The 13,165-nt window shown below is 37.8% G+C and carries 9 protein-coding genes; 4 read left to right on the forward strand and 5 right to left on the reverse strand.

Features of this window, described 5'->3' with window-relative positions:
- Nucleotides 1–20 precede the first annotated feature (20 nt).
- Nucleotides 21–2,900, forward strand: coding sequence for a glucosyl transferase (locus tag NYE32_RS06770; RefSeq protein ID WP_156685311.1), 2,880 nt, complete (start codon nt 21–23; stop codon nt 2,898–2,900).
- A 383-nt stretch (nt 2,901–3,283) separates the two neighbouring features.
- Entirely contained in the window at nt 3,284–5,809 is a 2,526-nt protein-coding gene (locus tag NYE32_RS06775) for a glucosyl transferase (RefSeq protein WP_155198597.1), read from the forward strand.
- Between the two features lie 108 nt (nt 5,810–5,917).
- Here NYE32_RS06775 and NYE32_RS06780 read toward each other — a convergent pair whose 3' ends face one another.
- The 4 genes from NYE32_RS06780 to NYE32_RS06795 all read right to left on the reverse strand — a co-directional run bounded on the left by NYE32_RS06780 (nt 5,918) and on the right by NYE32_RS06795 (nt 10,447).
- A complete protein-coding gene (locus NYE32_RS06780) occupies nt 5,918–6,931 on the reverse strand; it encodes a hypothetical protein (protein WP_155198596.1) in 1,014 nt (337 codons plus the stop codon).
- A gap of 223 nt (nt 6,932–7,154) precedes the next feature.
- Nucleotides 7,155–7,784, reverse strand: coding sequence for a hypothetical protein (locus tag NYE32_RS06785; RefSeq protein ID WP_241672409.1), 630 nt, complete (start codon nt 7,782–7,784; stop codon nt 7,155–7,157).
- Between the two features lie 12 nt (nt 7,785–7,796).
- The gene (locus tag NYE32_RS06790; protein WP_155198595.1) at nt 7,797–8,744 is read right to left on the reverse strand and encodes an AEC family transporter; all 948 of its coding nucleotides are present in this window, start codon (nt 8,742–8,744) and stop codon (nt 7,797–7,799) included.
- Between the two features lie 77 nt (nt 8,745–8,821).
- Nucleotides 8,822–10,447, reverse strand: coding sequence for a malolactic enzyme (locus tag NYE32_RS06795; RefSeq protein ID WP_155198594.1), 1,626 nt, complete (start codon nt 10,445–10,447; stop codon nt 8,822–8,824).
- Nucleotides 10,448–10,798: 351 nt separating this feature from the next.
- Here NYE32_RS06795 and NYE32_RS06800 point away from each other — a divergent pair, with 351 nt between their 5' ends.
- Together NYE32_RS06800 and NYE32_RS06805 are read left to right on the forward strand one after the other, a co-directional pair.
- On the forward strand, nt 10,799–11,149 hold the full coding sequence (locus tag NYE32_RS06800) for a helix-turn-helix transcriptional regulator (protein ID WP_037598004.1): 351 nt from the start codon (nt 10,799–10,801) through the stop codon (nt 11,147–11,149).
- 140 nt (nt 11,150–11,289) lie between these two features.
- The gene (locus NYE32_RS06805; RefSeq protein WP_070655973.1) at nt 11,290–12,165 is read left to right on the forward strand and encodes a LysR family transcriptional regulator; all 876 of its coding nucleotides are present in this window, start codon (nt 11,290–11,292) and stop codon (nt 12,163–12,165) included.
- An 82-nt stretch (nt 12,166–12,247) separates the two neighbouring features.
- Here NYE32_RS06805 and NYE32_RS06810 read toward each other — a convergent pair whose 3' ends face one another.
- Complete coding sequence (locus NYE32_RS06810) at nt 12,248–13,006, reverse strand: CPBP family intramembrane glutamic endopeptidase (RefSeq protein WP_155198593.1); 759 nt, start codon at nt 13,004–13,006, stop codon at nt 12,248–12,250.
- Nucleotides 13,007–13,165: the final 159 nt, after the last annotated feature.

Genomic DNA, 13,165 nt, shown 5'->3' on the forward strand with positions numbered 1-13,165 from the left:
TAGGAAATGGAGGAAAAATTATGAAAGTACATTCTAATTTTACCGGACAAAAGTCCACAAAACGTCTGATTGCATTCTCATGTGCAACTGCTCTTGCAAGTTTTGCCTTTATCGCAAGACCTGCCCTCGCTGAGGAAGCTAAAGCTGACAACACATCAAACCTTGATGCAACTACTGCTACCACAACCAATGTGGAAACCACAGCAGACCTCGTAGAAACTAAAGTTGTCGAAGCTCCTGCTACTACCGAAAAGGCAGCCAGCACTGAAAGCACTACAAATGTCTCAGAACAAGCCACAACTTCTGCTGCAAGCTCTGAAACTGCCAGTGAAACAGCTTCAATAACTGCAAGTGAAAGTCAATCACCTGCAGAATCAGCCTCAGGCCAAACACGCGAAACTGTAACTACAGACCGAGCTGCCAGTGAGACAGCAACAGCTAACAAAACTTCAAACGGTGAAACAAATGTCACCGGTGGTCAATACTACAGTGATAAGAATGGCTACTGGCATTACAAAGATGCTAGTGGTAAAGACCTGACTGGACCACAAACTATTGATGGCGTTAAGGTCTACTTCACTCCAGGCGGTGTTCAGGTTAAAGGGAACTTTGGCTGGGACAATCACTATTATGACAAAAACTCTGGTGCTCTTGTTACTAATAAATTCGTTAAAGAATATGGTAGAACCTATTACGTTGATGAAAATGGTAATAAAGTAATCGGACCCAAAGAAATTAATGGAGCATGGAATTATTTTGATAAACACGGGGAACTAATTACAAACAATTTTGCTCCTGATGACCGTTATTATGACAAGGACGGTAAGCAAGTGGATTTCGGAACAAACCGCTATTTCGAATTAAACGGGGAATGGTACTATGCTGGAAATGATGGTGCTATTTTAAAGGGACCACAAACCATTGATGGCGTTAAGGTTTACTTCTATCAAAATGGTATTCAAGTTAAAGGGTATTTTGTTAAAGATGATACTGACAATACTGAACACTATTACGATAAAGATTCGGGTGCATTAATTACTAATAACTACGTTATTGCCTACGATAACTATACCCGCCAAAATGAACGTTACTATGTGGATAATCAGGGTTCTCGTGTAAGAGGTTCTAAAATAATAGATGGTAAACAAGTCTACTTTGAATTTAACGGAAAACAAGTCTTCGACAATTTTGGTGACGATGGCTACTTCTATGATCAGGATGGTAACCGAGTTGACCTAGGTACCAACCGTTATGTTCAAATCAAAGGTAACTGGTATTATGTGGGTAAGGATGGTGCTATTCTCAAATATGCACAAACTATTGATGGTGCTCACGTCTACTTTGGCTACAACGGTATCCAAGTTAAGGGAGACTTTGACTATAAAATGCAGTTTCACGATAAAGACTCTGGAAATCTAGTTACTAATCGTTTCGTAACAGTTAAAGACAAAACCTACTTTATTGGAGCCGATAGCAAAGCCATCAAAGGGGCAACAGTCATTGACAACATTGAATACTTCTTTGATGAGAAAACTGGAGCCCAAGTCAAAGGAAATTTCGCAACTAACGATAAATATTATGATGGAATCACTGGTGCTCTCGTAACCAATAGTTATGTCCAAGTCGACAAAGACTGGTACTACGTAGGTAATGACGGTAAACGGCTTAAAGGTTCTCAAACCATTAACAATATTCCTGTATACTTTGATTCTTATAGTGGTAAGCAAGCTAAAGGTGTCTTTAGTAATGATGGATACTTCTATGACAAAGATTCTGGGGCCAAAGTAGATTTAGGAACAAACCGCTACGTCCAGGTTAATGATAATTGGTACTACGTCAATGATGAGGGTAAAATTCTCAAGGGCGAACAAACTATTGACGCGGTAAAAGTTCATTTTGATCCATATGACGGTATACAGACTAAAGGCGGCTTCATTGATTCGAATGGACGACTAATAAACAAAAAAAAATACAATGCATACAATAAACCTAGTAAGTTCTACGATAAAGATTCCGGCGCTCTTGTAAAAGGTCAATACTTCAGCCATGATGGTAAATGGTACTATGCAGATGTGGAAGGAAATATCCTTAAAGGCTCACAAACCATTGATGGGGTACACGTTTATTTTGATGATTATGGAGTTCAAGCTAAAGGTATTATCGCTGATGGCTATTTCTATGATAAAGATTCTGGAGTTCGCCAAGATGTTCCTCGTGATCAATTTGTTAAGGTAGGAGATAAGTTGTACTACTTTGATAGCAAAGGTCAAAAAGGAAATAAAACCATTGATGGTAAGGATTATTACATACTAAATAATGGTGAAATTCTTCGAGATTCTTTCGAAATCTATGGGTCCTTTCCTTATCACGATAAAGAAACAGGGGCTGCTGTAAATAAAACTGGATTCCTTCAAGTTGGTAAGGACTGGTACTATATTGATGCTAATGGTACTAAGGCAAGGGGACTTAAAGAAATTGATGGTAAGCTTTATTTCTTCTCTAACAATCCAATGAACAAATACGAAACGCACGAACAAGTTCGTGGACAATTAGCTAGACCTTACTTTTATATTTCCTTCCCAAATAGAGCAGAAGACAACCCAACTTACTACTTTGACGCTGAAACAGGTGCTGCTGTAACTAATCAATTCGTTAATTGGAAGGGCAACTGGTACTACTTTGGTAACGATGGTAAGGCCCTTCTCTTTGATCAAGTCATCAATGGTCAACACCTTTACTTTAATTATGAAGGTAAACAAGTGAAGGGTAATTTCGTTACAGACTACAAGGGAACTCATTACTATGATGAAAACTCTGGTGAGCTCGTCACCAACCAAACACGTACCATCAATGGTGTGACTTATCACTTTGATGAAAATGGACGTACAAATCAATTGTAAGATAAGTCAGGAAATCGACTAAAATTATTCTTATAAGACATCTATACTAAGGAAGTTGATTAATTTCAACTTCCTTTTAAAAATCCAAGAAAATAATTTTTGTCTACTTTAAGCAAACTTTAGGATTTGATTTATATACTATAACTATCCTAAAACTTTTCTTTTTCATAATCTCCTAAATTCAGGGCTCAGGTCCTGGATTTTTTTGTTTTTTATGAATCCTGGATTTAGTAAGAACTGGCAACATCTCACTTAATATTCAAAGAAAAGCATACTTTTCTTTTTTGTCTACTCCTTTTCACATTATAAGAAAGCCTTTTCATTTTAATCTTGAAAAGGCTTTCTTATTGTCTTATAATATAAATTAAAAGGGGGTATTTATTATGGAAAAAAATGATAAGGCCAAAAAACACGCATCTAAAAAGTATCTGATTGCGTTTTCATGTGCATCTGCTCTTGCTAGTTTTGCACTTATTGCCGGAGCTGCTTTTGCGGATGAAGTAACTGCTAGTGAAACACTCAAGAATGACACGACAGCAAGTGTTACTGCCAATCTTGAAACAACAGCAGATTTAGTTGAAACAAAGGGAATTGAGGCAACTGCTTCTGCTGAAAGTTCAACAGTTGCTCCAGAGTTAGCAAGTTCGGAAAACGCTAGAGAAAGGGCTTCAGCAAGCACTAATGAAAGTCAATCACCTACTGAAACAGCCAACGTTGAAGCACACACAGCTTCAACAAGAGACAGTACCACTAGTGAAACAACTGCGACAACTCCTGTTATCAATGAGGACTTAAACGTTACAGGCGGTCAATATTACAGCGACCAAAACGGCAAATGGCATTACAGAGATGCCAATGGTAAGGATCTGACTGGACCACAAACCATAGATGGGGTTCAAGTCTATTTCGATAAAGAAAATGGCATTCAAGCTAAAGGCGTTTTTGCTAAAGACCCTAATGATGCTAAAAAACTAAATTTCTATGATAAAGATTCTGGTGCTCTTCTCAAAAATCAATTTATCGTGGCCTACAGCAACGATACGAAACAATATGAACGTTACTATCTAGATGAAGATGGAAATCCTGTGTATGGTGAGTATCGAATTAATCGTCGATCATCCTACTTTGACGATAAATTTGGGACTCAAATCATTGATCGCTTTGCTCCTAATGGACACTTTTACGATCAGGATGGTGTTTTCGTTAATTTAGGAACCAATCGTTTTGTTGAAATCAAAGGAAAATGGTACTATCTCAATGATAGAGGACAAATTATAAAGGGCAGCCATATCATTAATGGGGCTCAGCTCTATTTCGATGAAAATGGTGTTCAAATTAAAGGGAATTTTGACAAGGATAACCGCTATTATGATGAACACACTGGTAAGCTAGTAAGCAACCGATTCGTAACAGTCAACGATAAGAGCTACTTCGTTGGCGCAAAAGGTGTAGCCATGAAGGGTGCTACTCGTATTGATGGTAAAGAGTACTACTTCGATAAAAAGACCGGTGCCCAAGTGAAAGGTGGCTTCGGAGGTAATGGTAAATACTACGATGCCTCAACTGGTGCACTTGTAACCAACCGTTATGTCAATATAGATAAATATTGGTACTATGTGGATGCTGAGGGCAAACCATTAAAAGGTTCACAAACCATAAATAATGTCCCTGTCTACTTTGATTCTTATTATGGCCGACAAGTTAAAGGCGATTTTGGAGACGACGGTTACTACTATGATAAAGACTCTGGTGCGAGAATCACACTTGAAAAGAATCGTTTCCATAATATTAATAACCAGTGGTATTATGTCGGTTCAAATGGCAAAATCCTTAAAGGTGACCATGTCATCAATGGTGTTCAGGTACATTTTGATAGAATATTTGGAACACAAGCTAAAGATGGCTTTGTAGATAAAGATGGTATTAATGTTCTCTATGATAGCTTTGTTGTCTTTGGTATCCCAGTTAAGTATTATGACAAGAATACTGGTGAACTTGTTAAGGGGCGTTACTTTACAACTCGAGGTAAGTGGTTCTATGCAGATAAGCAAGGCAATATTCTAAAAGGTGCTCATACCATTGATGGTGTCCCTGTCTACTTTGACGACCACCTCGGAACACAATTCAAAAACGAAGTTAAAAATGGCCACTACTATGATAAGGATACCGGTGAACAGAAGGAAGTCCCACGGAACCAATTTGTTCGTGCTGATAATGGGCTCTTCTATTATGATAAAGATGGTAAACCACTTTCTGGTTCTCATACCATTAATGGTGTAATCTATTCGTTCTATGAAAATGGACAAGCCCGTCAAGGAACTTTTGGGCCTTCCGGTTCAGGACCTTTCTACGATGAGGTTACTGGAGCAGCAGTCAGAGAAAAAGGATTCCATCAAGTAGGTGGCGATTGGTACTATACTGATGAAAATGGTAATAAACTTCTCGGTCTTCAAGAAATCGATGGGAAACTCTATTATCTCGATAATACAGAGTCTACAAGCTTAGTTACTGGTTATCTCGCAAAAGATAAAGTGCTTAGTCCTGAGCAAAAAGAGTCTACTAGATATCCTCGGACATCTAGTAGTACTATCATCGAACCTAAAATCCACAGTTACTACTACTTCGATGCTGAAACAGGTGCTGCGGTAACTAACCAATTCGTTAATTGGAAGGGCAACTGGTACTACTTCGGTAAGGATGGTAAGGCCCTCCTCTTTGATCAAGTCATCAATGGTCAACACCTCTACTTCGATTATGAAGGTAAACAAGTGAAGGGCGATTTCGTTACAGACTACAAGGGAACTCGTTACTACGATGACAACTCTGGTGAGCTCGTCACCAACCAAACTCGTACCATCAATGGTGTGACTTATCATTTTGATGAAAATGGACGTGTGAAGCAATTGTAAAATAAGTCCGCAAATCGACTAAAATTATTCTCATTCGTCATACAGATAAACGACAAACAAAAAGTCCAAATCAAACTATTGATTTGGGCTTTTTGTTAGGTAAAGAATTTATTGGTCCTTTTTCAGTCTTTTTAAGTGTTTATAGAGACCGAAGGCCCGATCCAGTTGCATAGATTCGATAGGACGTTTGCCCTTGATATAGAGATTTCCATTGGTCGCATTCATCAACCCTGTCTTAGAAATGGCATAGCCGGTGATCATGCCACTATAAAGGAATTTTTCCAATTCCTTGACATCTAAAACTCTGCTTGAAGGTTCAAGAATACCATATTCTGCTTCATAAATATCCACTAGTCTTTTAAACTTATAGGCTGTTTTTATGGGCATATCTCCGACATTTCCCTTGGCATAATAATGATAGAGATTCTGTGGGCTTAAGTCTGCAGATGCCACCTCTTGACCATTGGGCGAGTAAGGTTGTGATTTAATGAAAGTATTAAGCTTGCCAATATCAATGTGAGAGTCGCTGTCATTTCCCTTAGGAATAGGACCTTCAACCTTATCAACAATCTCCCTTCGTCTTATGGTAGCTAATAATTCATAAGGCTCGACTCTAAGCCTTTTAGAAAATTTTTCCAAAGTATCAAGCGATACCGTTCCTGTTTGATTGATCAGATTATAGTTGGTTTGAGCCATACCAGATGAGACTACAAAGGCTGTCATGCGTTCTCTGACTTCCCCCTCAGCCATATCTTCCGTGATTTCCAACTTCTTGCGAATGTTGTGCCACAAGTTCTGGGTGACCTGATCAGGATTTCTTGGAAACTCAAAACCCTCATGCTGATTATCTCGAGCTAAGAGCTTCCCAAGTGTAATGTTTTTCCCAGTCACCTTGGCCAGACCGTTAGTAATGGTTACAATCTTTGGAATATTTCCCTTAGGCTTGTTCATGAAAAGCATTCGAAGGTTTCCTGACGGAATCCCCGTAGCTTCTGAAAGCTCTTTGTAACTCTTCTTGTCTTTCCAAAATTCCCCCATACGAGCTTTTTCCGCATTTTCCCAGAAAAGCTCCTTAAGGGATTTGGGGGTATTCGGCTCATCCGATAATAGTCGTTTTGACATAATTGTCTCCCTCTAAAATTGCTGTTTAAACTTAGTCCGAGTCTATTATCTCATATTTTTAATAAAAATCAAATCAATTCCTAATGGTATTGATTTTACTATATAAAAAGGATTTAGCTCCGTTTTACACAGAACTAAATCCCTTGAAGGGGATTATATCATAAATTGGTAAATTATAGCCAAAAGCATACCCAACCAAAAGAAAAAAACTTAATACGCTAGCTCAATCAAGGCCAGAAGCAAATACTAAAGATTTAATTGTCCTTCCACTCAGTTGACTAAAATGGGCCCATTTTTTTCTGTTTGAAACCAATAAAACAATTGGAAGATATAGACTGGCTCCTAAAAGAGCTGGCCAATACTTTTTAACCCCTTTTGAAATAGGAAATATAATTATAAAAACTAAACTTAACAGTGCAAACAGTGAGAAACCACTCATAAAATAAGGTATGACACGAGAAATTCCCTGCATACTTTTTTCAGGTCGTTCCTCATCACCATAGAAAGAATATCGTAAACCAACATCCACCAAACCGGCGAAGCCAATCATATTATTCAAGCTATTAATAGTCCAACTTGTCTCTAGTAAGTAAGATAATTTTTGTTTCTGATTAAGCTCTTTATTTAAGATTTTATCATAGAATACCATAGGTGCAACAGCCATAAAACCAAGCAAAGCTAAACTAATGACTTTTATTGGAGAGAGTTCTCCAAAGATTGCTCCAATCTTATCAAACGAAATGGTCTTAAAAAGTCTGATTATCTCTACAATAACCAGACTAGCAATAGATAAAAATAGCACAAGTTTGATTAGTCTCTGCCATTTTTTCACGCCATTCAAAATTGTTCTCACAATCTCTTCCTCTTATCCTAACAAGGTTTGTAATATTGGAATAACAACGATAAATAGAACCGTACTTAGAGTCACTACATTCGTAGAGAATTCCACATCTCCTTTTCCCTGATTAGCAAGGATCGGGAGAACAGCCAAAGCTGGTGTAGCGGACTGAATCATAAAGGTCTTAAATTCTACTGTCGCCATATTTGGTGCAAAGAACTTCAATACAAGAAGCATGATTAGAGGAGCTAGGATAAAGCGTCCAACTAAAGTGACAATTGTATCTTTATCAAAAGTAATCGTTTTCAAGCCTGCCTTTGCAAGAACGATACCAATATAAATCAGAGATAGGGGAGTGACGATATTTCCAACATAGGTTAAGGTATTCGTTGCGAAATCTGGAATAGAGATTCGAAGAATCAAAAATAGCAGAGCCATAAGAAAACCTACAAGCGGAGCTGGTAGCAATTTCTTCCAGTCAAATTTACTTGTCTTCTTGCTTTGACCCGATTTACTATCGCTCGTCATCAAATACACGCCCAATGTCCAGGTGGAAATCGTGTTGGTGATATAGTAAATTAAGAAATAAGGAAGAGCCTGATCCCCAAAAAGAGCAACGTTTAAAGGTAAACCAATAAAAATAGTGTTGGCATTCACAAAGGTATTAATCATGGTTCCTCGCCGTCCTGGACGAACCTTGAAAAGCACAACTGCAATATAAGCTACGCTATATCCCAAGATAAAGGCCACAAATGTATAAAGAAGACCTCCAGAAAGACTGATTAGCTTATCTAGTGTCAGGTATTTCATCACCGACACAAAGATTGACGCTGGCAAGGCTACATTCATGATCAAACGGGATAGGTTAGATCCAAAGGCATCTCCAAACCATCCCTTCACCTGAAGAATATACCCCAAAACAATGATAGCGATAATCGGAATAATACTCGTAATCGAGGTTAAAAAGAGTGACATAGGTATCCTTTCTAAATTACTTAAGTCCACAGCCCATACAAATCTGTCGCTAGCGAAGGATAGGCAGCAGCAGTGAATTATTTATACTCTGGATACCACTTCAAATCACGAACTGCTTTGGCCATATCTGTTTCCTTAGCATGCGCAAGACCTTGCTCTTGTGCTTTTTTAGCGACTGCTTCTGCTACTTTAATAGAAACATCTGCTACATACTTGAATGGTGGCAAGACAGGAGCTCCTGGTTGGCCTGGATTGACAATACCACTCAATGAATGAGCCGCTGCTCCAATCATTTCATCAGTCAAAAGACTTGCTTCAGAAGCCAGCATACCTAGACCAAGACCTGGGTAAATCAAGGCATTATTGGCTTGACCAATCACATAGTCGACACCTTTATAAGAAACCGTATCAGCAGGAATTCCTGTTGCGACAAAAGCTTTGCCATCTGACCATTCAATCAAATCTTTGGCACTAGCTTCTGCTAGTTTGGTTGGATTTGACAAAGGGAAAATCATCGGACGTTCTGTGTTTTCACACATAGCTTCTACTATTTCTTTAGTGAAGGTATTAGGTTGAGTTGAAGTTCCTACAAGAATGGTTGGCTTCACAGTCTTCACTACTTCAAGCAGGTCAGTCAACTTGTCTGCATTACTAAAGTCAGCACGTTTCTTAGCAAACGGTTTTTGTTCAGGGGTTAGGTCATCCATGTCATCAAAGAGAAGACCTTGTTTATCAACCATAAAGAAACGTTTATAGGCTTCTTCTTCAGAAAGACCTTCACTCACCATTTCACGAAGAACACGAGAGGCAATTCCTGCACCCGCAGTACCACCACCATAGCAGAGATAAACTTGATCTGTTAATTTTTCACCACTAATATCCAGTGAACCAAAGATACCACCTAGGGTAACGATTCCTGTACCTTGAATATCATCATTAAAAGTTGGAATTTGTTTCCGGTATTTTTCAAGAATATTAGCAGCATTCAAGCGACCGAAGTCTTCCCAGTGAAGGTAGAGTTTAGGAAAGAGACGTTCTGCTGTTTGAACAAATTGGTCAATGAAGTCGTAGTAACGATCTCCACGAACCCGTTCATGACGATTCCCTAAGTAATTAGGATTGTTACGAAGTTCTTCACGGTTAGTCCCTGCATCAATAACTAAAGGAAGGACCATAGAAGGATCGATTCCAGCAGCACCCGTATAGACCATCAATTTCCCAACAGAAATGTCGACACCATTTGTTCCCCAGTCACCGATTCCAAGGATTCCTTCTGCATCTGTTACAACAATGAGACGAATCTCGCGATCCCCAGCAGCATTTTTCAAAGTGGCTTCAATATTTTCAGGATGATTGATATCAAGATATCCCGCATATTGGGGATCTACAAAGAGGTCACTATAGCCTTCAATGGTATCTGCAATGGTTGGATCGTATACAATTGGATTGAATTCCTCCAAATGTTGAGAAAAGAGGTAATAGAAAAGAGTTCGGTTGGTGTTAAAAATTTCCATTAGGAAAAGACGCTTTTCCAAATCATTGGCTTTTGTTTGCATTTGCGCATAAGTTTGCGTCGCTTGTTCTTCAATCGTTTGAACATACGGTGGCAGTAAACCAATAAGACCTAGTTCCTTTCGCTCCTCTAAGGTAAAGGCAGTTCCCTTATTAAGGAAAGGGTTGTTTAAAATATCATGTGCAGTCATAGTGCAACCTCCTTTTTACTTATATTATACTACTTAAAATAGTCGTTTTAAAGAACAATGTGCTTTATAGTGTCCACTCATTTCTTTTATGTTATAATGGGCAAAAAGAATTATGACAGAATCAACTATACAACCAGTTATCATCTTTCCTCCAGATACAAATGGACAACCACTTTATCTGTGCCTAACCTTATAACACATTTGTTTTACAGGCTGTATAGTAGCAACAATTGTGATGGTACTAATAGAGTACTAGCATATTGAACTAATAAACAACAATATGGATTTTATAGTATACTTTGTATTGTTTAAAAAGTTATTTTTGTCATTTAAAACTTGTATTCTGTTTATATGACAACTAATAATTATCTACAAAAATATATTTCACAAAAAGTGAAATATTTTCGTAAACAAAACAAAATGAGCCAGGAGGAACTTTCGGAACAGGCAGGACTCGGACTCAAGTATATCAATCAATTAGAAAACCAAAATGTGAATCTTACCATTCACAGTCTAGAAAAAGTGATTGTCGCCTTAAACTTGACACCAGAGGACTTTTTCAATTTCAATAGCCTCGAGCCCACCACTGACCAAACCGATAATCTCTCATTGAAAAGAGTTAACATGAAGCTGAAACAAGTTCCTGTTGATAAAAGGGAGAAAATCCTAGCTATTTTTGAAGATATTCTTGATAACCTATAATCATCTCCTGACTCATCATCATATTCTAACTCAATAAAAAAGTTATAGTCAAACACATCACTACGGATAATATTTACTTATCGTCTCATCTAGCCTTGTCTATGTAACTCTTTTTAACAATTTTTTGAAAGTGTGATTTTATGAATCTTAAAGACTTATACTATTTTTATGACCTAAGCAACCTGCAATCTTTCACTGCAGTAGCTCGAAAAAACGGGGTGAGTCAACCATCTATTTCTTATGCCATTAAACGTTTAGAAAAGGAGTTTCATTGTCAATTACTTGTGCATGATCCTTCACATAGGACATTTAAGCTAACTCCACAAGGTGATATATTGCTACGACATGTAAAGAAAGCTCTTCCAGAAATACAAGGTGCCCAAAAAGAAATACTTCGAAGCATTTCTCCCTATGATACAATTGGGTTTCCGCCTCTTATTATTGACTATCTTGTTCGTAAAGAGCCTGCTTTTATTGAAAATGTCTCAGCACTTCGAAACATTCACCCTATACAAGAAGGTTCTATTGAACTTCTAGACCTCTTGTCTAAGGGAGAACTAGATGCCAGTTTTATTGGAAGCTTAGAACCGATTATCGATAAACGATTTTCAGTTAAAACTCTTATGACAAGTGATCTTTATTATATTCTACCTTCAGGCCACTCATTGGCAGATAAGGAAGCTATCGCTTTCTCTGATGTTCTAAATGAAAATTTTATTATTTTAGACGAACATTTTGTTCATCTAAATGCTTTTCAACATTTGAATAATCAATATCATCATGCTGCAACACCATTCTTTCAAACAGATGATATTAATTTGCTTAAGCAACTCCTTCGTAAAAAAATTGGTATCAGTCTTCTTTCTGAAATCGCTATAACAAAGGAAGACAAAGATTTAATTTCTATCCCAATGGTTAAAGAGGAACGCATGTCGCTTTATGTTTCACTAGTTACACTTAAGGAAACTAATCTTCATCCTGAGGTAGAAAACTTCTTCCAAGAACTATTAAATTAAAAGCGATAATACTAAGCTAATTAAGATACATCTAACAATAAAAGGAAACTCCCCTCGTACTTAAACGAAGGGAGTTGTTTTACTAATAATTCCAGTTTACCAAGAGATAAATTAGACTCGAGCCAAACATATCCGCCAAGGCATGCATGAGGAAGAATGGAAGCAAGTTTTTGACCTTGTATTTATAAAGGAAATAATAAAGTAGACCAAAGACCACACCGATAACCAGAGCCCATAGTATCCCCTGATAGGTATGGAAGGACACACGGACAATGGTTGAAAAGACCAAGACCCACCATTTATACTTGTCCTTTACTGAGGTCAAGAGCCCTAAGAAGAAAAATTCCTCGTAGAAACCGTTAAGCAGTCCGTAAGCAATGGCCATAGGTGACAAAGCCATAAACTTATCAATAACAGCCATAGGATTAATATAGGCTAAAACTTGAGGACTAAAATAATTATACTGTCCTGACAAGGTGCTAACCATATCGGCAAATAGGCCTGAGATAGCGAAAATAAAGGGTACCCAAAAGAGAACAGACCACTTTAGGCGTATAGGTAATTGTTTAAAGTCAAAATGACGTATCCAGAGATATATAATCACTAAGGTTAGGAGAATAATCTGCAAGGTGAAATTACTTGAATAGCCTGCTCCCTCACTGGCTGTATTTGTTGACGTCTCAGTAACTGTTGTCGCTACGGTCGGAGCCAAACTTGCCAAATATATTTCAGTCGAACGGACAGTAAACTGTCCAAACATAATGAGCGTAACAATACCGATATCAAACCACCTCAGATTCTTTAGTGGTTGTTCGGGACGAATTTTCTTGAGTAAAGACATTGGTCTTTCCTTTCTTCTATCCTCTTCATCGAAGACTGGTTTATTCTTTAAGGTTATTATAAGTCGTTAACCTTAAAGTAATACTAAAATTTGCAGTAAGATTAGTATTTCATTTAAGGAAAGAAAAAGCAAGGGAAAGCATGTTTCCTTTGCTTCAAA

Source organism: Streptococcus sp. FSL R7-0248, from assembly GCF_037967965.1.
Taxonomy (GTDB): Bacteria; Bacillota; Bacilli; order Lactobacillales; family Streptococcaceae; genus Streptococcus.